A 22,434-nucleotide genomic window follows, 5' to 3' on the forward strand; every position below is an offset into this window, starting at 1 on the left:
CTGATCGAATAGCTCCAACAATTCCTTAAGGCAGTAAAGTACCTAGTACTATCAAGCTTAAGCTAGATGAGCATGACTCACCCTACTATGTTAATTTCCAATCTGGCAATGCTTTATCTCACTTTAATTGTATACCTTAGTTTAAATAACTATGTCCTTTGCGCAACAAACAACTTCTCCAAACCAACCAAACCGTCGCCGTCGAGGAATCGAAAGATTTTTTGCGATCGTGGCGTTAATTAACTTTTGTTTAGTCCTCTTTGACTATAGCTATATACCCTGGCGAGATTTTTACTTTCGTACAGTTCCTAGCGTTACTCAACAATATGATTTTTTTAAAGGTATTGAACCGCATCGAGAAACTGAACGCTATCTTGCTCAAGTCAATGCGTTAGAACAACAAATCGAACAAACTGGCTTGCAGTCAGAGGAAACCGAGAGCTTGCTGCAAGAATTACAGTTTCTAAGCAATGAAATGATTGAAGATAATCCCTTTGCTGAGGCAAATAAGTCAGGATCTCTAGCTAAGATCAAAAATCAAATTCGCGCTCGAACGAACCAAGAATCTGCGCACAAGGCTTTTGACTTATTTTGGAGTACACAACATTTATCACCACAAAATTTACAGCAAGAGTTCAGCTTTTTTGATACCCAACTACGACCATTAATTGAAACTAACTATTATCGCGATATTAGCACCAATGGAAAATTTGTCGATAAATTTTGGTTGATTGACTTACCGTTCGTCATCTTGTTTGGCTGCGAATTCATTGTTCGTACTTTTGCGATTAGTCGTAAATACCCAGATTTAAACTGGTTACAAGCGATGCTCCGACGTTGGTTCGATCTTTTACTTCTACTACCATTTTGGCGTTGGCTAAGAATTATTCCTTTAACCGTTCGTTTGTATCAGTCTGAACTTGTTGATCTCGAACCACTGCGCGAGCAAATCAATCATGATGTCGTAATTAACTTTGCTGAAGAAATCACCGAAATCGTAGGAATTCGGATCATCGATCAAGCCCAAAACGCTTTGAAGCGAGGAGATGTCGCAAATTGGGTGTTGAATCCTAATTCACGCCGTCCTTATATCAATATTAATAATACGAACGAAGTGCAGGCGATCGCAACGCGTCTACTCGATTTAAGCATTCATCAAGTGCTACCCAAAATGCAGCCTGACATCGAAGCTTTGGTACAGCACATAGTTATTAATAGTCTCAATCAATCTCCGTTATACCGTCAAATTCAAAATGTACCAGGAATGCGGCGCTTACCCGATCAATTAACCGAAAAACTCGCTACCGATATCTCCCACAGTGCATACAGCACAATGAGTACGTTTTTGCAAGATCCTGTTGTGATACAGCTATCGAATCAATTAGTAGAAAACTTTATTCAATCTTTGCAAGTAGAACTGCAAAAACAACAAAATGTTCAAGAAATTCAATCGCTTGTTATCGATCTTTTAGAAGAAATCAAAATCAATTACGTCAAAGGAATTGCGACTGAGGGTGTGGAAAAACTTTGGGAGGAATCATATCAACTCCGTAAAATTGCCCAACAGTAAAGCTACAGGAATTGTCTAGTATATGAGACTGCCTGCATGAATCACATCTTGTCTGTCAGAATTAGGCTGTTGTATCAACCTTAACAACTTGGGTTTGCCCCCAACCCGTGAACAAACGTTCTTCCTTATCTTCTCCCCCAGCATAGCTACCGTGTACACACAAGTCTAGACTGGCTTCGTTCCAAGCTTTTTCGCCCCCTAAATTCCCCAAATTGGGGGACTTTGAAGTAGAACTGGCTCAGAAGTCCTCCAATTTGGGGAGCCAGTGTCGTGCGGAGGTGTCCTCCGTTGAGGAGCCACTCTCGTGCGGGGGTTCCCCCGTTGAGAGAAGTGGCGTACAACTGGCGTGGGTTGGAGGGCGGTTCGCCAGGGACTTTGCTGGATCCGACTACTTGTGTGTACACGGTAGCCCAGCATAGAGAGAGTGTGAGAGGAAGCAGAGGAGAAATGATTTGTAGTTTTTATTTAGTGAAATGGTATTATTATTTGCACAAGAGGTCTATTCAAGTAGTAAACTGCTGTAAAGCATAAAAAGCAAAAGGCAAAAGATAACATTATCTCTTGCCTTACTCAGGACTTAACTTTTACAATCTGAACAAACTACTCTTGACCGCCAGGAGTTATTTTGTCAATTACATCAACTACGCGCTCAACCATATTCGGTTCGCCTGTAGCAGGTTGACTTGCTTGGGGTGTTTTAGCTGTACCGTGCAATCGAGGATCGGGTTGCGGTGGGTTCGGTTCTGGGCCTATTGGCTGAGGATTAGCAACATACTCAAACTCACCTTTACCGTCGATTGAAGAACCTTTTGCCCATCGTCCTTGAGCGCTTTCTTCACCTTCAGAGTGGTTCCAGAACTGATAGGCAAACTCGTTTTTCCCATATTCATAAGCAATCTTGGGAACAACAGTTTCTTCATATCCTTCGCTTTGCAAGTCTTCAATTGCCGCTAGCCACTGATTTTGGTGCATGGTATCACGGGCGATCATGAAACTGAGGTGGTCTCTCACACCTCGATCGTCTGTCATCTCATACAACCGTACAGCCTGCATAAGACCTTGAGACTCGGCGTGGAGATTAGAGCGGAAGTCTGCTAATAAGTTACCACTGGCAACGATAAAGCGACCATTCCAGGGAAAGCCCACGCTATCAGCTGGCATCGCACCCCCACCTGAGACAATTCCATGCTGGGGATTCATAGCCGCCGCGATCGCATCCCTGGGGTTAGTACCTCCCATAACCGCACCTACGACGGGATCTTTCGCGCCCTCTTCTTGCATTTTGATCGGTGCATTATCTAGCAAATGAGCGATCATTGTAGCTAGCATCTCGACGTGACCGATTTCTTCAGTACCAATATCTAGCAGCATATCTCGGTACTTAGCAGGTCCTCGGCAGTTCCAGCCCTGGAATAAGTACTGCATCATGACGGTCATTTCTCCAAAACTACCGCCAATCAATTCCTGCATTTTCTTTGCATATACGGGATCTGGTTTTTCTGGCGGAGTGAAGTACTGTAACCGCTTTTGATGAAAAAACATCTGATTCTCCCTAATAAAATTTCTGATTCTAGCCACATAAGACATCAATAAAGATGCCTATAAGTGCGGCATCTAACTTAGCTAATTGATATCTTTGTACTATCTTTAAGTATCTATTTAAAAACCTTTATTACATCAGCCCTTGGGCAGACAAAACAATATCCAATTTATATAGGTATAACTGCTATGTTTAACTATTAAAGTAGTAAAGAATACTGCACTTCAATATATTTAAATAATCCTTATATATTTAAGTAATTAGACTCTTGCTATTTGTTTAAAATGTGTATCTCAAAATATTGATTTTACTCAATGAGTTTGCATATATACACTTTCAGAGTTTTTTCCTAGTAACTATTAAAGTATTATTAATCCAACATTTAACAATTATTTAATAAAACTTACAAAAAAATAAATCAATAACTATAGCTCCAGTCAACAGAGTTAGGACATTATAGAAGCTCATAAGATTTCTCTGACTAGAAGTTTAACCCTGACCACTACGAGCAAGGGATTGGCTTGCCCCTCTGACCTCCGCTATATTACAAACCTATGTTCTTTAAAACCTCGCTTACTCTCCTTTCTTTGTGTACTTTGTGGTTATTTCAAAAAGTTCTTACAACTAAAAAACCGCTACTTTTCCAGTAACGGCTCAACAAATACTTCAAATATTGTTATAACTTTAAGCCTCATCACGCCCATGTACTTGGGCGGGTGGGCTGGTGGCTTCAACGGCGGTAAAAGATTCAAGGATGTTGTATGTATGAGAAGCACCTTTGGGGACAACCCAAGAATCTCCTGCTTCTAGCAAAAGCTTTTGACCTTCAAGATGTAATTCAGCCCGTCCTTGAATGACATAGCCAACCGTTTCGTACTCGCGTGTTGCTTCGGGTTTGGGTTCGCCTGGTTGTTCATTTTCCCAAAGCCGCATTGAAACAGTTTTACCCGAAGCAAGATACTTTTGACCCATTTCGCCGTGTGGCGAATGACCTGAACTGACTTTGATAACCGTAGTATCACTCATACTAACTTTTCTCCAGTGTTATGGCTTGAGTACAACTTTGATGCAATTGTCTTTTTTATGCTTAAAAATCTCGTATCCGTGGGGTGCATCTTCTAACTTCAGCCGATGCGTGATCACAAAAGAAGGGTCAATTTCGCCGTTTTGAATTCGTTCTAACAAAGGTTTCAAATAACGGTGGACGTGCGTTTGTCCCATCTTGAAAGTTAAACCTTTGTTCATCGCCGCACCCATCGGGATTTTATCGAGGAAACCACCATAAACACCAGCAAGTGAGACATGACCGCCTTTGCTACACGATAATATGACTTGCCGTAGTGCGGTTGGGCGATCGGTTTCTAAGCGTACCGCTTGCTTAACCTGGTCGTAAAGCGCCATTGGTCCGGTTCCGTGCGCTTCCATACCCACCGCGTCGAGACACGCATCAGGGCCGCGACCGCCAGTCATTTCTTTAAGGGCTTCACCAGGATCGATTTCTTCGTAGTTGATGACTTCGGCGTTGCAGATTTCTTTTGCCATTTGGAGGCGTTCAGGAATGCGATCAATCGCGATGACGCGTTCTGCACCTAACATATAAGCACTTTTAATCGCAAACTGTCCGACAGGTCCACAGCCCCAAACAGCGACGATATCGCCAGGTTTGATATGGCAATTCTCTGCCGCCATGTAACCTGTGGGGAAAATATCAGTCAAGAATAATACTTGATCGTCAGTTAAACCATCAGGAACTTTCAACAAACCCACATCAGCAAAAGGGACGCGCGCGTATTCGGCTTGACCGCCAGCGTAGCCACCAAACAAGTGCGAATAGCCAAATAACCCTGCTGGTGAATAGCCCATTTGCACTTCGGTCATCCAGGCGTTGGGGTTAGAGTTGTCGCACAAAGACCACAAATCGCGCTGACAGAAAAAGCAGTTACCACAGGAAATTGTGAAAGGAACAACGACGCGATCGCCTACTTTTACATTCTTAACCGCGCTACCAATATCGACGACTTCTCCCATAAATTCGTGACCGAGGATGTCACCTTTTTGCATTGTGGGGATGTAGCCGTCGTAGATATGTAAATCTGAGCCACAGATTGCAGTTGATGTAATTTTAATAATCGCATCGCGGGGATTGAGAATTTTTGGATCTGGCACTGTTTCGACCCGCACATCGTTAGCGCCATACCAACAAACAGCTTTCATATTGATTTTGATTTGGTAATGGGGAATAGGTCATGGGTAATAGGTTAGTTTTTGCCTTATTACCCCTAATTTCTCTCGGTTTTACGGTCTCAGCACAACTTTGACGCAATTATCTTGCTTTTGCTGAAAAATCTCGTAGGCTTGAGGTGCTTGGTCTAGCGGTAACTGATGCGTGACGATAAACGATGGATCGAGTTTGCCATCTAATACGAGTTGTAGTAACAAACGCATATATTTCTGTCCATGCATTTGTCCCATCCTAAACGTCAGACCTTTATTAAACGCTGCGCCTAACGGAATTTTGTCTACAAAGCCACCATAGACGCCCATAATTGAGAGCGTACCACCTTTACGACACGCTACCATCATTTGGCGCAAGACGTGCGGGCGGTCAGTTTCTAACTTCAGCTTTTGCTTAGTTTGGTCGTAGAAGTCTTCAATACCTACGCCGTGGGCTTCTAGCCCAACCGCATCGATACAGCAATCGGGTCCGCGTCCGCCAGTCATTTCTTTGAGGGCTTCGCCTGGATCGATTTCTTCGTAATTAATCGTTTCGGCTTTAGCGTATTTTCTTGCCATTTCCAAGCGTTCCGGAAAGCGGTCAATCGCAATTACGCGTTCTGCACCCATCATATAGGCACTAATCATCGCAAATTGTCCAACTGCACCGCAACCCCAAACAGCTACGGTATCACCAGGTTGAATATCGCATAACTCTGCACCCATGTACCCTGTAGGAATCGCATCAGAAATAAAGAGTAGCTTTTCGTCGGGTAATTCTTTGGGAACTTTCAAAACGCCAACATCTGCAAACGGTACGCGGATGTATTCAGCTTGCGCCCCAGCATAACCGCCTAAGAGGTGCGAGTAACCATAAATTGCTGAAGTAATATTACCGAATAGCTTTTCTTCCATCCAGCCGTTGGGGTTAGAGTTATCGCACAGCGACCACATATCACGTTCGCAGTAGTAGCAACGACCGCAACCGATTGTTGAAGGAACAACAACGCGATCGCCTACTTGTAAATTGCGAACACCCTTACCAACTTCAACCACTTCCCCCATGAACTCGTGACCGATAATGTCACCTTTTTGCACTGTGGGGATATAACCACCATATATATGGAGATCGGAACCGCAAATTGCGGTAGATGTAATCTTTACAATCGCATCGCGCGGGTTGAGTATTTTCGGATCTGGAACATTATCCACCCGCACATTGTTAGCACTTTGCCAGCAGACAGCTTTCATCTCAATTTTAGATTTTAGATTTTTGCAACAAGAAAAATAGTCTTTTGTTCTTCATTAGCCACTCACTACTAATCCCTACCCGAAGGCTGACCCTCAGTTGTCGCGATTTCTCCCGCTTCCATAAGTTGCTTGAAGCGACGCAAATCGTCACCAATTTGCTGATCGGGTTCTTCGCCAAAAAGTTTAGCAAGGGCTGAAGCGATCGCCCCGCCTGGTGGGTTGTATTCCATGACAACTTTAACTTCAGTTCCGCGATTCCCTGGCGCGGGTTTAAAGCGCACAAAACCGGAATTTTCGATGTCTGCGTCTTCGGTCGAAGCCCAAGCGATTAATTCGTTTTCTTGCTCTTGGATAATTTCGGCATCCCATTCGACCTTAGCATCAAGGGGGGCTTTGGCTACCCAGTGCGATCGCTTATCGTCTAGCACTGTTACCGACTCAAGATGCTTCATAAACGTCGGTAATCTTTCAAAATCGCGCCAATAGTTATATAGTTCCGCTGCTGGTTTATTAATCGTTACCGTTTTTTCAACTTTAATCGGTTGATTCAAGCCGATCGCTTCTTGAGCTTGCTTGAGCGTACTTTGTTTTTTTGCTCCTTGGTATAGTAAACCACCGCCTGCAACTGCCATCAACACGCCGCGTAGCGATCGCTGTCTTAAGCCCATTAATACCATCGCCCCGCCGCCAATTAACGACGCCCAGCGTTCTTTTTCGCCTGCTTCGATAGATTCTGGCGATTGTTCGCTTGATTTATCTTGTGGTGTTAATTCCATAACAACTAATAGATTGAGACTTGTATGTACAAACTTTCAGATTAAAAATTTGAGAAAAGGAGAAAGTAAAACCTTTCTCCTTACTTACTTAACTACTGTGCAGCGATCGCAGGACCAGTTGTCGGTTTACCTGGTTTCACTGCACTACCTACGCGGGCGCGGTAAAGTTTTACAAGTTGTTGCTCTTGCTGCATCATATCTTGAGCAATGTCGCGTAACAGGTCAGTTGTTACAGGGTCGCTTGTACTGACCATCAACGTAGAAATATCGTTGATACCTGTTTGCAAATCACCCAAGGCACAGCGCATTTGATAGATATCGTCACTACCGCGAAGTGCAGCTTTGACTTTAGCGTATTTATCGGCAATATTTGCGGTTAATGATGGTTTTTCACCCAAAGCGGCTAAACGGGCTTCTAGTTTTTGGATGTGCTGCAACTTACTTTGCATCATTTGTTGAAAGAGCGATCGCACTTCGCTATCCGATTCTTTTTGTGCATATTGCTCTAGCGCCTCTTGCGCATAACGCTCACCCGCCAACGCCGTATTCAAAGCTTGGACAATTTCGCCTTTGGTTGAACCACCCCACGCATCAGCGAGTTTCCACCATTCTGCATTTCTATCAGTTTCGTCAGGAAGCGCAGCTTCTTTTCCACCGTAACCTAAACGGCTCAAAATCGCGGTTGTAAAAATTGGCAAATCTCCAGGTTGACGCGAAGTAATCAAATTACCATCAACAACTAACGGCTCATCAACATAGTTCGCACCCGCGTTAATCATGTCCTTACGCACAGCGATAAAACCAGTCGCGGTCTTACCTTTGAGCAAGTCGCCTTCAATCAAAACCTGTGGTCCGTGACAAACCGCAGCAACGATTTTGCCTTGTTCCATTGCTTCTTGCACAAAGCGTACAGTATTTGGGTTGCGGCGCATTCTATCAGGAGCCATACCCCCAGGAACAATTACCGCATCAAATTCAGAAGCCATCGCTTCTGTGGTAGTTCCGTCGGCTTCTTTAGCGAGCTTTCCTTGCTTACCTTTGTACGTTTCATTCGTCCGCGAGCCAAGAATTGTGACATCAAATCCTGCTTGCTTCAAAGCGTTGTATGGAATTTGAAATTCGACGTCTTCAACGCCATTTTCAATGAGAATAGCGACCTTTTTGCGATTTCGAGAATTGCTAGAAATTGTCATCTTACCTCCTAAATTATGGTGTGTTGATTCAATATTCAAGTGGGATTGCTAAGTTACTAAGAAATTGGTGCAATTTGTTTTGCTGTAGATAACTTGTCGTTGTAAACACACTTGCGCGCATATAAGGAAGACTAGTGTTGCGTAATTTGAATGATGCATTGAGAAAATGCTTAAACCATATACCTGCCATTTCTCATACAATATTGGCGATCGCAAGTAGGTTGACGCTAGTGTGTTTGAGATTGCTGTATTTGTAACAACGCAGCTTTACATCAATTCCTTTTTCTAGGTTATGTAGCTTGCCCTTAGCTTCTCGTCACTCCAAAGGGATATATTTCTTCTCTCATAAGGGATATCCCCTAAGAAATAGCTTGCCTGGCGAACAAACACGTTATGGTGGAAATATAGGCGATTAGCGACAGTTTTATCAGATTTTCTCGCAGTTTATGAGGATGTAAGGCTATGGCTGAAAAAGCAAATAAAGCAACTCCAGACGAAGATTTTATTAATGATGAAGACTTAGAAGACACAAATCCATCGTACGGTACCGGAGTACATACACCACCTGGAGTTGATTCAGGTACAGCAGGGCGGCGCATGAGTGACTACACTGATGTCAGTCCAGAATTATCAGGCGGTGACTTAGATGCGGCGTGGGATCAAGCTGATGTTGCGGGCGAAGAAGCCGTAGGCGGAACCGCGCCAACTCCCGATCAGAACGTTGTCGATGAAATCGGTGCTGCTGTAGGTATAGATATGGCAGAAGAAGAGTACGTCCATACAACCGAAGTGTTGAACATTCGTGACGATCGCCGTTGGGAATTAGATCCGCAATCCTCCGAAGACTATGAAGAACACGCGGAGTAAATTTTAGTCGGGTAGAGCATAATTTCTACCCGATAAGCGAATTGCTATTTAATTGTTTGTGTATCTTTATTATCTAATCCTTCTTGTGCGTGTTCCAAGCGTAATTCGCCTTGAGGTTCTGAGCGAAACCACATTGGAGTATCAGAACCGACAGCGCCTTTAGCTACAGTAACGCCGCCGTCAACTAACCACAACGCACCCGTAACATAGCTAGCTTCCGAAGACGCAATAAAAGCATACACATTCGCAACTTCTTCCGGTGTACCGCGTCGCGCCATCGGTGTACCTTGAATTAGCATTTTTTCCATTTTGCTATCCATCGGACCCTTTTCTTTGCGCGTCCACGCGGTATCAATCGCACCAGGACAAACGCAGTTAGCGCGGATACAGTACTTTGCTTGCTCAACCGCAACACCCTTCATAAAAGAGTGCATCCAGCCTTTCGTACCCCCATACGGCGTGTTTTGCGCAATCCCATTAAACCCTGCTTCTGAGCCAGCCGAGACGATGTTACCACGCGACTTTTGCAAGTGTGGTAGGGCATACTTAGTCATTAAAAATGCGGAACGGATATTCATCCGCATCGTGTCATCAAAAACTTCAACTGGATAATCTTGCGTTTCAGCCGTTGCGAGAAAAACTCCGGCGTTATTAATCAGAATATCCAATTGTCCATACGCAGTAATTGCGGTTTGCACGCAGTTTTGCGCATGAAATTCTTGCGAAACATCACCTGCGTAGGGAACTGCATCACCGCCATATTTTTTAATTGCGTCTACAACATCTTGGATCGGATCGTCGGGTAAGCCGTTGACAACAACTTTTGCACCTTCTTTCGCAAATTTGTGGGCGATCGCTTCACCAATTCCCGTACCTGCTCCCGTCACGATCGCAACCTTGTCTTCTAAGCGTCGGCTCACGTTCAATTCCTCCTGATCTAACCTTTACTTCAATTTGCTGAGCATAAAGTTGATATACATCTGTCTTCAGTGGGGTTCATTAAAATCATCTCGTTTGATACCGTTCGTTTAGGTTAGTTTTCGAGATTTATCGCAACAGTCAGAGGACAAAGGGGCTGGGTATTGCCTAGCCCGTGGAAAATACCAATAGTGTTGTAGCGAGAAAACCTAGCTGTAGTTTATTTGAGCAATTTGAGTCGAGGTATTTATGCCAACAACTAATGATGAGACAATTACTCAAGTCGTCAAAGCTTTTCAAAGCTTAGGTGTAGACGAACAATTAGCTTTATTCTGGTTCATTTACAAAGAAATGGGTGACTCAGTTACACCCGCTGCGCCTCAAGCGAGTACCGTATCCCCTGATATTGCGGAAGGACTTTTCAACCAAATCAAAGAGAAATCTCACGAAGAACAGCTACAGTTTCAGCGCGATTTGATTAACAAAGCTGATACTGAATATACGCGGATGTACGGCTCTATGAGCGATACGACTAAATTATTAGTTTGGTATCGTTTAGCGCAAGGAATGGACAGCGGTACAATCATCCCTATGCCTCCTAACTACGAGCTTTCTTCTGAAGCAAAACAAGTTCTAGAACAAATAAAAGGACTTGAATTCGAGCAACAAATTACAACTCTACGCGATTACGTAGCACCTATGGGTGCAGAACCCGCAGGGGGAGCAGAAGTATAATTTTAATTTGCTTCTTTTGATAAGTTAAATTTGTAAGTGGTGCAGTCAATAGTTAGTTAGAAAGTTGAATATTTTCGCTTTCTAACTTCACAATCACAAACGTATTCTCAATCTCATACCTGCAATCGGAATTGGGTCATTATTTAACTGCGTTGCAATACGTTTTTCCTGTTCTCGAAAGTCAGCTAAGACAAAAATTGAAATTGAAGAGGGTGCTATGACTTCTGCGAATATGGATGTTATCAATCAATCTGTAAAAGCTTTCAAACAATTAGATATCGACGATCGCTTAGCCGCGATGGCATTGATCTATCAAGATGTAGCTAGCGCAGTTCCTGCTGAAGTAGGGAATGCATCAGAAGTATCAGGATTAGTCGCAAAAATTCAGGAACTGTCGCCAGAAAGACAAGTTGATGCACTGCGCGATCTATTACCAGCAAGCCGCAACGATCAAAATGAAACAACGCTCGATCCTAATCCTAGCAAGGCATTAACCGAACTTGTTTCTGGGGGAAATACGGTTCCTACAGGCGAGTATGGTTCGCTGAAAACCGAGTCGAAGTTAGCATTTTGGTATCAACTAGCCCAAAAACTTGGTAATGGTGTTGTCGGAATACCAAGTGATTACAGCCCTTCGGCGCAAGTGACTGAGTTGTTAAGTTCACTGCGATCGCTCGATACCGAACAGAAGTTGAACTTTTTAACACAAATCGTTTAGGCGATCGCCATGACACTAGCATTCATGTTCTAGTGTTAGTGCATCTGACAATTTGCATTATATATTTATATTCCTCAGTGTTGCTACGGTATAGTATTAATTTGTACCAGTAACTAGTAGCAGCATTGAGGAATTCTTTTTTTCCTTCTAGTGGATTGCAAACGCTGCTAGCGAGGAATAAAAATGTAGAGATGAGCCAATTTTATACAGCGTTACGTTGGTTAGGCGTAGCAGCGTTAGTAATAGCAGGTGTCGTTGTTTTTATTTTGTACTTTCGAGGAACGTTTCGCGATCGCATCGAGTACAAAATCAAAAACGTTCCTGCGCCGCGCGATCCGCGTTTTCCTTTAGCACTTGCTAGCCTATCAAACTCTGTGACAACCAGCGGACGCTTAACAGGTTTTTGGGTAGAATCTGAAGCGATCAATGCGGCGAGACTTGCGGCTATTCGTAGCGCCCAGCAAGCGATTCATTTTGAAACCTTTTTCATGACTCCAGGGCGACGCGTCAATGACTTAGCTGATGCACTGATTGAACGCGCACAAGCGGGTGTTGAAGTTGAAATTGTTGTCGATCAATACGGTGCAAAAAAACTGTCGCGACGTTATTGGCGACGGTTACGCGCCGCCGGAATTAATATCCATTTCTACAACGATTTTAACTGGAAAGCACCAGTAGACTACTTTGCGCGTACGCACCGCAAACTACTCCTCATTGACGGTAAAGTAGGCTTAATTGGCGGCGCAGGAATTTCCGACTATTGGGATGGACGCGATAATATTCAAGATACAGGCCCTTGGTACGATTTTGAGATGCGCTGGGAAGGTGAAGTCGTTGCAGCCCTCGAAGGAATGTTTATGCAGCACTGGACTTATGTACGCGGTACTGCTGATTTAGATCCTCAAATTTTTAATCCGCTACCAAACGATGATGCAATTGTATTAATCACCGCTGGTGACGATCCTTCGTATCGCGCCTCATCGGTGAGAGCATTATTTCAAGTGAGTATCTCGGCTGCAAAACAACGAATTTGGATTGCTAGCCCCTACTTCATACCCGACGAAAACTTGCAAACAGAACTTGTCAGTGCAAAAAACAATGGAATCGATGTCCGCATTCTGACAAATGGTAGTCAGTGTGACAAAAAATTTGTTTACTACGCCTCGTGCGAACTTTACGGCGATTTACTCAAAGCAGGCGTGAAAATTTACGAGTACCAACCGAGTATGATGCACGCCAAAGCCTTACTTTTAGATAATTACTGGGTGAGTAGCGGAAGTGCAAATTTCGATCCGCGCAGTTTCTTCCACAATGACGAGCTTGATATATCTTCTGCTGATGAGCAACTCGTGCAAAATATCGAGCAATTTTTTCTCAAAGGATTTACGAGAAGCGAACAGATCGATCGCACTCAGTGGCGCAAGCGTCCTATTTGGCAGCGCATTGTGGGTAGAGTTGTATTATTCTTTCAATCGCAATTATAAATAGCTGAACGGTTGAAAACGCAGCTATAGCAGGGGTCATGGTTAAACTTGTGTCAGGGAAATTATGACAAGCTTAGATAATGTTCTAACTCTATTAACTAAGGCTATATATAAACAAAACTTGTCAAGACAAATTTCTAAAACGCTTATTTCGATATAAGTCCACGCAGCTGGACTTAGTTCTTTAGCTGCACGAATAATAAAGTGCGGAGGACACCTCTGACCCCTGACCTCTAGTACATTACCCAACAAAAGTAAGGTGTGATTTTCATTAATGCTAAACTTTCAATGTTAGATTCGATCCAAGTTAATAGTGCAAATACAATAGGATACACTCGATGCCAGTTGCTGGGAATGCAATCAAGTTTGGTACAGACGGTTGGCGAGGAATTATTGGTGATGAGTTTACCTTTGACAATCTCTCGCTAGTTGCGCCGATCGCTGCAAAAGTCTTATCGCAAACGTATGGCGATACAGGTAGCAATACGGTTATTGTTGGTTATGACCGTCGCTTTATGGCAGAAGTGTTTGCGCAAAAAGCCGCAAAAGCCGTCACCGAAGCTGGTTTTGATGTCTTGCTATCAGAAACTTACGCTCCTACCCCAGCGTTTAGCTTAGCAGCAAAGCAGCATAATGCATTAGGCGCATTAGTCATTACAGCGAGTCACAATCCTGGTAGCTATCTAGGATTAAAAGTTAAAGGTGCTTTTGGTGGTTCGGTTCCGCCGGAAGTCACGCGAGAAATTGAAGCATTGCTAAGTGAACCATTACCAACCCAGACAACTGGTAAAATATCGCACTTTAACCCTTGGCAAAACTACTGCGAAACATTACGCGCGAAAGTAGACATCGAAAAAATTCGCGCTTGTATGATGCAAGGAAAGCTGAGTGTATTTGCAGATGCGATGCACGGTGCTGCTTCTGGCGGGTTGTCGCAGATCTTGGGAGTACCCATAGAGGAAATCAATAGCGATCGCGATCCTCTCTTTGGTGGTGGTGCGCCGGAACCGTTACCGCGCTACTTATCGCGCCTATTTCGCTTGATGCGATCGCACCAAAGAAACGCGGCAGAAGCTTTAGCGGTAGGATTAGTCTTTGATGGCGATGCCGATCGCATTGCTGCGGTCGATGGACAAGGCAATTTTTTGAGTTCGCAAGTTTTAATTCCAATCCTCATCGAACATTTAGCGGTTGAGCGCGGTTTGACTGGCGAAATCGTGAAAACGGTGAGTGGTTCTGATTTAATTCCCAAAGTTGCTGCGTTACACCAGCTATCCGTTTATGAAACACCGATTGGTTATAAATACATTGCCGATCGGATGTTAGAAACTCATGTGTTACTAGGCGGTGAGGAATCGGGCGGAATCGGTTATGGAACGCATATTCCCGAACGCGATGCTTTATTATCTGCATTATACGTCCTCGAAGCGATCGCAACGTCGCAAACAGATTTAAGCGATTTATATCGTCAATTGCAAGCAAAAACTGATTTTACTTCTGCCTACGATCGCATTGATTTGCCACTCGCTAGCATGGAAGTGCGATCGCGCCTTTTAGCGCAACTCCAAAATCAACCCCCAAGCGAAATCGCGGGCGAACGCGTTCAAAATTGTCTCAGCATCGATGGCTACAAATTCCGGTTAGCCGATAACAGTTGGCTGATGATTCGTTTTAGTGGTACTGAACCGGTTTTACGCTTATATTGCGAAGCTCCCACAATGCAACAAGTCCAGCGGACTTTGGCTTGGGCAAAGCAGTGGGCAGAATGATTTGCACTGTTCAAAGCTTCCATAGAACCCTAAGTCCTAATTCTAATATTAGGGTTCTAACTTTGATTGTGAGGCTCTACTTATGAATGCGTTATCTGTTAGTCAACAGCCAAATTTGCTCGTAGTTGCTACAGGTAATCCAGGTAAGCTACGCGAGATGCAAGCTTATCTTGAGAATTTGGGGTGGGAACTGATTCTCAAGCCAAAATCATTGGAAGTTGAGGAGACAGGGAGTACTTTTGTTGAGAATGCTTGTCTCAAAGCATCTACGGTAGCAAAAGCAACTGGTCAGTGGGCGATCGCCGATGATTCGGGTTTAGCCGTCGATGCTCTTAATGGCGCTCCTGGCGTATATTCTGCGCGGTATGGTCAAACTGACGCTGACCGCATTCAACGCGTCCTGAACGAACTAGCAAACGCAGCAAATCGCCAAGCAGAGTTTGTTTGTGCGATCGCGATTGCGCGTCCTAATGGTGAAATTGCGCTGCAAACGCAAGGAATTTGTCGCGGTGAAATCCTCTTGACTCCTCGCGGTAGCGGCGGCTTTGGCTACGATCCGGTTTTCTATGTACCAAGCCACAACATGACTTTTGCTGAAATGCCTCCTGAAGTCAAACAGCAAGTCAGCCATCGCGGTCAAGCCTTCAAAGCGCTACTTCCCCAACTAAGACAACTTCGCGTTTAGCCTCCCATACCCAGAGTAGAGGAAGCAGAGATGCAAAGGAGTTATGAGGGTTGAGTGTTGAGTTAAGAAAAGTCGTTTAATTCAAAACTCACGCATTCAAAACTTTGAATTCTACTCGCTCCTCGCTCCTAACCCCTAGCCCCTCTTTATACTGCTTCTAGATTCTTTTCTCCGGTACGAATCCGAATCACTTGCTCTACAGGTGAAATAAAGATTTTACCATCTCCAATTTCCCCTGTACGGGCGGCAGCAATCACTTTGTCTACCACCATATCGACTTGACTATCCTCAACAACGATTTCAACTTTGAGTTTTTGCAAGAATTCTACCGTGTATTCCGAACCACGATAACGTTCTGTTTGTCCTTTTTGCCGTCCAAAGCCGCGAACTTCAGAAACTGTCATGCCAACAATACCAGCGTTAACCAGCGCGATTTTGACTTCATCGAGTTTGAAAGGACGGATAATTGCTTCAACTTTTTTCAATTTTCTTCACTCCTTATTTAAGTTTGCTTAGCATTCAAATAAACGCTACTACCAGATCAGTTCTAAAACAAAGTTAATTTAGTAGATGATGTTCCATTCCGTCAATTCGTTATTTGGCATATAAAGTATGACACGCTGCAATGTTTGTACTCATGAGTGAAACATGAACTTTTAAATACCATTCCACAATCTCAGTATTTAGTAACAAATAATACATTAAACTAGTAGCACGTGGCTTTTTAGCAGAAGATTTCCTTATTCAACGATTAGACCGCAGTGGTCCCACAATAAGATAACCTGCACCAAACGCCGAGACGATAATTACTAAGATTGCGATCGCCAAACCCCAACCATTGACTTCTGAAGCGGTTGGAGACACGCGACGGCGATATCTCCCATCTTCTTGTTCTGTATGTAAGCGCCCAACCGTACTTGTTTGCTTTGGTGGTACAGTCATCGGCTTGACTGTTTTTTTGCGGCGCTGCGTTGACCGCGAAGACGAAGCAGGTCGAGTAGCATGATAATTAGGGCTATAAGGTGGCGTACTATCAACGATTTGTTGCAGCCGGATAACCGACTGGACAGCTGTTTCGATTTCCTGTCGAAGTTGCTGATTTTGTTGGGCTAATGCATAGTTTTCTGCACTCAGCAAGTTGATTTTTGCTTCTGTCGCTTGCAGTTGTGCAACAAGTTCCTTGTATACCGAAAGCGGTACCGAGGGTGAGTATTGTCTTCCAGAGGTGGAATTAGGGGGAGGGGTTGTACTCGATCGCATCGATGCCTTGGCATAAAGAACAGAACTTCATCAGGCTAGCCTAGTCTGTGTTAGTCAGCGATCAGACTCAGCCACTCTGTAAGGTTATGCACAAGAATAGTCGATCTTGCCTTACTTTTGTAGCTACTTAGAAAAAAGTAAAAAACAAGCTTTATCGTCTTTTGTAGCAATGGTCAATAGAGTTAGAACATGATGGAAGATCAGAACCGCTTAATTCAACTAGCTTTTAATTCTGACCTCTACTATAGCCATCCACGGCTAACAACGGGAAAAAGTGTCCTACAGGTCCTTGTCCATTACCAATATCTAAAGCATATTGCAGCGCAGTAGTCACATACTCTTTCGCACGGCGGACAGCAGTTAGAGAATCATTTCCCAGCGCCAAATGAGCCGCGATCGCCGCTGCTAAAGTGCAACCAGTACCATGCGTATTATCGGTATCTACCTGCATCGTCGTTAAAGTTTCCCAGCGTTGTCCATCAAACCACACATCCACACCGCGCAGATTACCTGTCATTCCGCCGCCTTTAACCAGAACCGCTTTAGCACCGAGTTGATAAATTTGCCCCGCCGCCGCCCGCATATCATCGATGTTATGAATTTCTAAACCACTCAATAACTGTGCTTCGTACTTGTTTGGCGTGACAACAGTTGCTAACGGAATTAAATCTCGCAAACTCATAACCGCAGCATCATCAATTAACTGCGCACCTGTGCGCGATACCATCACCGGATCGACAACCAAATTCTGAATTTCTAATTCCCTTACTTGCTGGGCAACGGCTGTGATAATCTCTTGATTTAACAACATTCCCGTTTTCGCAGCTTGAATTCCAATATCTTCAACAACCGCTTGTATTTGTGCAATCACAGCCGCTGCTGGTAGCGCGTCAACACGCGTCACTCCTAATGTGTTTTGTGCCGTTACGCAAGTAATCGCACTCGTACCATGAACACAATGAAAAGCAAACGTGCGTAAATCTGCTTGAATTCCTGCGCCACCACCACTATCGGAACCAGCAATTGTCAAAGCAACAGGGATCTTCTGTTTTGTCACAATCGTAAATTGAGTTACGTCCTAGCAAATTTATTATAAATAGCAATTGAAGCGGGATAAGAACTATTGCACTTCTAAGCTTTTGCTTTTTTTGTAGACCTCTGGTAATTTCCACCAAGGAACATTGGGATATTCATGATGTTCTCGGTGATAACCGAAATGATAACAAGTAATAAATGACCAAAAAATAGGCAACGGATTACTCTGTGCTTTATGAATATTTGTATATCCACCTACCGGCTCTCGATGCGGTAAGAAAGTCCCAAAATAAAATAGCTGCACTGAGCTTAAAATCGAAGGAATAATCCAAAATAAAGTTAAATTCTTTTCAGGTAGATGTAACACATAACTTGCCAAATAAAACATAGCAATTAACCCTGCTAACCTCCACCAACTCCAGTACTTTTTCATAAAGTGAAAATACCAACTAAAAAAGTTTGTTTGCTCACCATTATGAAAGTCTGGATCTAGTTCACTAGCTGGATTTTGGTGATGTTGCCAGTGCGTTTTCAAAAGTTTTTTGTATGAAAAAAGGGCGTAGAGTCCTACTGCTAAAGAACCAATAAAGTTGTTTAATCTAACATTTTTTGGGAAGACGACTCCGTGCATGGCATCATGCGCCGTAATGAATAAACCTGTATATAAAAATGTTTGTAAAATTATAATAGGTATAAGCTTAATTGTGGGTATATTTGAAATATCTATAGAAAGGAAATAAGCAAGGCTTACTGCCCAACAGGAAATGACTAAGATAGCCATTAATAGGCATTGATATGCATTTATGTTTGTGTTCTTTTGCTGTAGTTTATTTTGCAGTGTAGCAATAGATTGAGTCATCTTATCAGAACTAATACTTTTTTTGTCAACTGTCATGTTATTAAGCAGCAAGATATGTTCAGGACAACTTAATCCTGTACGTTTGCTGGTAGTAAGTTTTGTATTGGCTACGCTCAGTTTTAATTTTTTATGGCAGCCTGATGGAAATCAAAAAATAGTGCGCGCTCAATTTTGTCATTATGACTACAACGAGCATTGTAAGATTTTTAGGCATTTTGATATTACATTACCACTTTTTAAATTAGTGATAAGTAACTCAAGACAACTAAAAAAGATACTTTATAGCCTAATCTTTAAGCTAGAAAGTGCAAAACTAAATTGCTTGTGCTGTTTCGACAAGCAGTAGGTTTTACAGAAAAATTAGAAGCTTTATTACCTACTTTCTTTTCCTAGAAGTAAGGCTTACGCTGATTCAATTTTTTTATCCTAAAAGCTTCCTTTTCTACTTAACTTTACATTTCTTATCATAGCATCAAACACAGCCCCGCAGTCTTTCTTTAGTCATAAAAACGAGCTAATCTCAGCTAGTACTTGAGCTACAAGATTGTTATTTTCTATACCAGTCTAATACCTTTGTCAAGCATTAATATATACAGTGATAGAGATAAATGCGGCAAGATCAAGTTAATTACAGACAACATGGTAATTGGTAATGGTCATTTCTAGATAGCTCCTATGATTAATGCTTATAGATTTTATAAGTATTCAAGCGAAGATAATCTGGTGGGCGATCGCCGCAATTTGACTTGCTAAAGAAAGGCAGAAGGGTTTTATGTTCTATAAATAACTCCTCTTTTTACCAAGAGGGTTTGCAGTCCTAAGTTCACTTATGATGAGTTTTTTGCCCTCTGTTCTCCTAAAAAAACTTTGTCTTTGGTGGTAGCGAAAGATTGATATTTCTGCCAACAGAGAGAGGTACAGTGAAAACCAGAGCCAGCTAATAGATCTTGTGAGTACAGCATCAAGATGGCACAATCATGGCGACTACAGTTTTAATTACGGGTGCTTCGCAAGGTATTGGTAAGGCAACAGCGCTATTATTTGCTCGCAAAGGTTACGATTTAGTCTTAGCAGCCAGACAACTCGAACCATTACAAGCCGTAGCGGAAGAAATTCAAAGTCTTGGTCGCCAGGCGATCGCAATTCCCACCGATGTCCGCGATCCAGAACAAGTCAAAGCCCTAGCGAGTAAAGCCCTAGACCATTACGGTACAATTAACGTACTTGTTAACAATGCAGGAATTTACATTTCTGGTCCTGTAGAAGAGTTCTCATTAGAAGATTGGCATCAAACACTCGATACGAACTTGTGGGGATATATTCATACGATTCATGCATTGCTACCGCACTTTCTCGCGCAAGGAACTGGCACAATCATTAATATAAGTTCGATTGGTGGTAAAGTTCCCATTCCCTACCTTGTACCTTACACCACAAGTAAGTATGCCGTTACAGGTTTAACGGAAGCGTTGCACTCAGAACTCAAGCCGAAGGGAATTCATGTAGGTGGAATTTATCCAAGCATTATCAAAAGCAACTTTTTAGAACGTGCAATCCTTCGTGGTAAAGATCAACAAGACGCACAAGGACGCCTCGATCAGCTTAAACAAGTTCTAAGTACTCCCATTATTGAAAAACCAGAAGATGTTGCCGAAGCTGTGTGGGACGCGGTGAAACACCAGCGCGAAGAAATATTAGTCGGTTCGGCAAATGTCTCTAAAGCTGCTTACGGACTATTTCCTGGATTAATGCAGTTCGTTTTTCGCAGAGGGTTAAAGCAGCAAAAAGACTAGTCTGCTATTTCATCGAGATGTTCAGTGACGGATTGATAAAGGTTCAGCACATGGCTATCTTGAAGATTGTAAAAAACATTGCGCCCTTGCTTGCGGTAGCTAACTAAGCGCATTGTTCTAAGCGTACGTAATTGATGCGAAACCGCTGATTCGCTCATATCTAAAGCCGCTGCTAAGTCGCATACGCAAAGTTCTTGTGCGGCTAAAAGTGACAAAATTCGCAGCCTGTTAGGATCGCCTAGCAAACTAAAAAACTCTGCCATGCGCTGCGCTTTTTCAGTATTGAGAACTCGATGTTGCAGACAATGTACGCTATCGACATCAACAGGATGTGGTGGATGACACTTAAGCTTTTCATCCTGGGTAGAATTCGTTAATACTGAATCGGCAGTATTGATTGATGACATTTGACAATCTATTAAGTATTTTACCTAGACACTCCAAGTATAACTTGAGCTACTCACTGAGCTTTTTTAGCTGATATCATCCTATGCTGGATCGGCTATCGCTATTTTATAGGCTCTATTTTTGGCGGGTTGTCAACTTAGCCTGCGATCTGTACGGGAGAAACTTCCTGCCATTGATTTGTCTGGAAACCGCTCGGTCTATGCGATCCTAGTTTGAGGAGTGCGCAAACAAAACGAATTCGTTTTCTGACGATATGAACACCGTAGAACAATTAGCGGTTATTGCAAGTAATGATTTATGGAATTTACTACAGTTTCCGTTTATGCAACGCGCGATCGCGGGTGCGATGTTAATGGGAATCCTTGGTGGTTTACTTGGTAGCTTTGTCACTTTGCGACAGCTATCTTTTTTTAGTCATGCAGTAGGTCATGCAGCGTTAGTTGGCGTGACTCTAGGCGTGTTGCTACAGCTAAACCCTACTTGGATGTTACTCCCTTTTACGTTAGTGTTTGGCTTGGTTGTCCTGTATTTAATCGATCAAACCGACTTAGCAAGCGATAGCATTTTGAGTATTGTTTTATCTGGTGCTTTGGCGATTGGTGTCATTCTTAGCGGCTTAATCCAAGGCTACCGAGGTAACTTGATGTCAGTTTTATTTGGAGATATTCTGGCAATTAACACGACTGACTTGGTTTTGACACTGCTAGTACTCATCGGTAGCAGCATTTTTCTTTTACTGACACTACGACAACAAATTTTGTTGACTCTTAACCCTGCTGTTGCCCAAGTTCAAGGTATCCCAGTGCAATTTTATCGCTATGCCTTTGTTGTACTGCTGTCTTTTGCGGTGGCGATCGCGATTAAAGCAGTTGGCGTTTTACTAGTCAATGCTTTTCTTGTCATTCCTGCGGCTACGGCTAAACTTGCAAGCGATCGCTTTATGCGCTTTTTGGCAATGTCTGTGCTAATTGGTGCTGGTAGCAGCATTGTGGGGATGCTTGTGTCGGGTATTTTGAATTTTGCCTCAGGTCCGAGCATCGTTCTCATCCAATTTTTAGTGTTTGTCGCCGTCTTTGGTTGGACAAAGTTAAAATTCAAAGCTGCATAATTCAAAAATCTACTTGCCAAGCCAATATCAATTTGCTACATTAGTTAAGCGCAAAAAACACGCCTGCCGGGATAGCTCAGTTGGTAGAGCAGAGGACTGAAAATCCTCGTGTCGGCGGTTCAAGTCCGCCTCCTGGCATCCGCTTAGATGAGCGTTTCTACGCTCTACCGCTCATCTAACAACCAGATATTTATCCAAATGAATAAAAATTAAGCACAGCTTAAGTTTGGCGGCAAAGCCTTACATTTACG

At 43.1% G+C, this 22,434-nt stretch carries 22 protein-coding genes and 1 tRNA gene; 10 read left to right on the forward strand and 13 right to left on the reverse strand.

The window, feature by feature from the left end; translation table 11 throughout:
- Positions 1 to 151: 151 nt before the first annotated feature.
- The gene (locus GLO7428_RS15290; RefSeq protein ID WP_015189474.1) at positions 152 to 1,570 is read left to right on the forward strand and encodes a hypothetical protein; all 1,419 of its coding nucleotides are present in this window, start codon (positions 152 to 154) and stop codon (positions 1,568 to 1,570) included.
- A gap of 61 nt (positions 1,571 to 1,631) precedes the next feature.
- On the opposite strand, the gene GLO7428_RS27920 is transcribed toward GLO7428_RS15290, so the two are convergent.
- The 7 genes from GLO7428_RS27920 to GLO7428_RS15320 form a co-directional block, all read right to left on the reverse strand.
- Positions 1,632 to 1,781, reverse strand: coding sequence for a hypothetical protein (locus GLO7428_RS27920; protein WP_155823740.1), 150 nt, complete (start codon positions 1,779 to 1,781; stop codon positions 1,632 to 1,634).
- Between the two features lie 389 nt (positions 1,782 to 2,170).
- Positions 2,171 to 3,112, reverse strand: coding sequence for a manganese catalase family protein (locus GLO7428_RS15295; protein ID WP_015189475.1), 942 nt, complete (start codon positions 3,110 to 3,112; stop codon positions 2,171 to 2,173).
- A 682-nt stretch (positions 3,113 to 3,794) separates the two neighbouring features.
- Complete coding sequence (locus tag GLO7428_RS15300) at positions 3,795 to 4,136, reverse strand: cupin domain-containing protein (RefSeq protein WP_015189476.1); 342 nt, start codon at positions 4,134 to 4,136, stop codon at positions 3,795 to 3,797.
- A gap of 18 nt (positions 4,137 to 4,154) precedes the next feature.
- Complete coding sequence (locus tag GLO7428_RS15305) at positions 4,155 to 5,324, reverse strand: zinc-dependent alcohol dehydrogenase (protein WP_015189477.1); 1,170 nt, start codon at positions 5,322 to 5,324, stop codon at positions 4,155 to 4,157.
- A gap of 81 nt (positions 5,325 to 5,405) precedes the next feature.
- Complete coding sequence (locus GLO7428_RS15310; protein ID WP_015189478.1) at positions 5,406 to 6,575, reverse strand: zinc-dependent alcohol dehydrogenase; 1,170 nt, start codon at positions 6,573 to 6,575, stop codon at positions 5,406 to 5,408.
- Between the two features lie 68 nt (positions 6,576 to 6,643).
- Positions 6,644 to 7,351, reverse strand: coding sequence for an SRPBCC family protein (locus tag GLO7428_RS15315; protein ID WP_015189479.1), 708 nt, complete (start codon positions 7,349 to 7,351; stop codon positions 6,644 to 6,646).
- Between the two features lie 92 nt (positions 7,352 to 7,443).
- Entirely contained in the window at positions 7,444 to 8,544 is a 1,101-nt protein-coding gene (locus GLO7428_RS15320) for a DJ-1/PfpI/YhbO family deglycase/protease (protein WP_015189480.1), read from the reverse strand.
- Positions 8,545 to 9,006: 462 nt separating this feature from the next.
- Between GLO7428_RS15320 and GLO7428_RS15325 the strand changes: the two genes are divergently transcribed.
- The gene (locus tag GLO7428_RS15325) at positions 9,007 to 9,411 is read left to right on the forward strand and encodes a DUF6335 family protein (protein ID WP_015189481.1); all 405 of its coding nucleotides are present in this window, start codon (positions 9,007 to 9,009) and stop codon (positions 9,409 to 9,411) included.
- Positions 9,412 to 9,455: 44 nt separating this feature from the next.
- On the opposite strand, the gene GLO7428_RS15330 is transcribed toward GLO7428_RS15325, so the two are convergent.
- Positions 9,456 to 10,331: an SDR family NAD(P)-dependent oxidoreductase gene (locus tag GLO7428_RS15330; RefSeq protein WP_015189482.1), complete on the reverse strand. Its 876-nt coding sequence runs from the start codon at positions 10,329 to 10,331 to the stop codon at positions 9,456 to 9,458.
- Positions 10,332 to 10,578: 247 nt separating this feature from the next.
- On the opposite strand from GLO7428_RS15330, the gene GLO7428_RS15335 reads away from it, so the two are divergent.
- The 5 genes from GLO7428_RS15335 (at position 10,579) to rdgB (ending at position 15,720) form a co-directional block, all read left to right on the forward strand.
- Complete coding sequence (locus GLO7428_RS15335) at positions 10,579 to 11,064, forward strand: orange carotenoid protein N-terminal domain-containing protein (protein ID WP_015189483.1); 486 nt, start codon at positions 10,579 to 10,581, stop codon at positions 11,062 to 11,064.
- A 217-nt stretch (positions 11,065 to 11,281) separates the two neighbouring features.
- Positions 11,282 to 11,782, forward strand: coding sequence for an orange carotenoid protein N-terminal domain-containing protein (locus GLO7428_RS15340; RefSeq protein ID WP_015189484.1), 501 nt, complete (start codon positions 11,282 to 11,284; stop codon positions 11,780 to 11,782).
- A 191-nt stretch (positions 11,783 to 11,973) separates the two neighbouring features.
- Complete coding sequence (locus GLO7428_RS15345) at positions 11,974 to 13,266, forward strand: phosphatidylserine/phosphatidylglycerophosphate/cardiolipin synthase family protein (RefSeq protein ID WP_041918647.1); 1,293 nt, start codon at positions 11,974 to 11,976, stop codon at positions 13,264 to 13,266.
- A gap of 338 nt (positions 13,267 to 13,604) precedes the next feature.
- Entirely contained in the window at positions 13,605 to 15,035 is a 1,431-nt protein-coding gene (locus GLO7428_RS15350) for a phosphoglucomutase/phosphomannomutase family protein (protein ID WP_015189486.1), read from the forward strand.
- An 82-nt stretch (positions 15,036 to 15,117) separates the two neighbouring features.
- Positions 15,118 to 15,720, forward strand: a complete 603-nt coding sequence (rdgB, locus tag GLO7428_RS15355) for an RdgB/HAM1 family non-canonical purine NTP pyrophosphatase (RefSeq protein WP_015189487.1) — start codon at positions 15,118 to 15,120, stop codon at positions 15,718 to 15,720.
- 146 nt (positions 15,721 to 15,866) lie between these two features.
- On the opposite strand, the gene GLO7428_RS15360 is transcribed toward rdgB, so the two are convergent.
- From GLO7428_RS15360 to crtW, 4 genes are all read right to left on the reverse strand, one after another.
- Positions 15,867 to 16,205: a P-II family nitrogen regulator gene (locus tag GLO7428_RS15360; protein WP_009632395.1), complete on the reverse strand. Its 339-nt coding sequence runs from the start codon at positions 16,203 to 16,205 to the stop codon at positions 15,867 to 15,869.
- Between the two features lie 259 nt (positions 16,206 to 16,464).
- The gene (locus tag GLO7428_RS15365; protein ID WP_015189489.1) at positions 16,465 to 16,980 is read right to left on the reverse strand and encodes a cell division protein ZapB; all 516 of its coding nucleotides are present in this window, start codon (positions 16,978 to 16,980) and stop codon (positions 16,465 to 16,467) included.
- Between the two features lie 226 nt (positions 16,981 to 17,206).
- Positions 17,207 to 18,037, reverse strand: a complete 831-nt coding sequence (gene thiD, locus GLO7428_RS15370) for a bifunctional hydroxymethylpyrimidine kinase/phosphomethylpyrimidine kinase (RefSeq protein WP_015189490.1) — start codon at positions 18,035 to 18,037, stop codon at positions 17,207 to 17,209.
- Positions 18,038 to 18,100: 63 nt separating this feature from the next.
- Positions 18,101 to 18,910 carry a beta-carotene ketolase CrtW gene (gene crtW, locus GLO7428_RS15375; RefSeq protein WP_015189491.1) on the reverse strand — a complete coding sequence of 270 codons (810 nt, stop codon included), beginning with the start codon at positions 18,908 to 18,910 and terminating at the stop codon, positions 18,101 to 18,103.
- 941 nt (positions 18,911 to 19,851) lie between these two features.
- On the opposite strand from crtW, the gene GLO7428_RS15385 reads away from it, so the two are divergent.
- A complete protein-coding gene (locus tag GLO7428_RS15385; RefSeq protein ID WP_015189492.1) occupies positions 19,852 to 20,667 on the forward strand; it encodes an SDR family oxidoreductase in 816 nt (271 codons plus the stop codon).
- Here the strand turns inward: GLO7428_RS15385 and GLO7428_RS15390 are convergent.
- Entirely contained in the window at positions 20,664 to 21,074 is a 411-nt protein-coding gene (locus GLO7428_RS15390; RefSeq protein WP_015189493.1) for a helix-turn-helix transcriptional regulator, read from the reverse strand. The two genes, GLO7428_RS15385 and GLO7428_RS15390, sit on opposite strands and share 4 nt — an antisense overlap.
- Positions 21,075 to 21,328: 254 nt before the next feature.
- Here GLO7428_RS15390 and GLO7428_RS15395 point away from each other — a divergent pair, with 254 nt between their 5' ends.
- Together GLO7428_RS15395 and GLO7428_RS15400 are read left to right on the forward strand one after the other, a co-directional pair.
- Complete coding sequence (locus tag GLO7428_RS15395; protein ID WP_015189494.1) at positions 21,329 to 22,183, forward strand: metal ABC transporter permease; 855 nt, start codon at positions 21,329 to 21,331, stop codon at positions 22,181 to 22,183.
- A gap of 65 nt (positions 22,184 to 22,248) precedes the next feature.
- Positions 22,249 to 22,321 (forward strand) — tRNA-Phe (locus GLO7428_RS15400).
- The last annotated feature ends 113 nt before the right edge of the window (positions 22,322 to 22,434 follow it).

The sequence above is a fragment of the Gloeocapsa sp. PCC 7428 genome (assembly GCF_000317555.1).
Lineage (GTDB): Bacteria > Cyanobacteriota > Cyanobacteriia > Cyanobacteriales > Chroococcidiopsidaceae > Chroogloeocystis.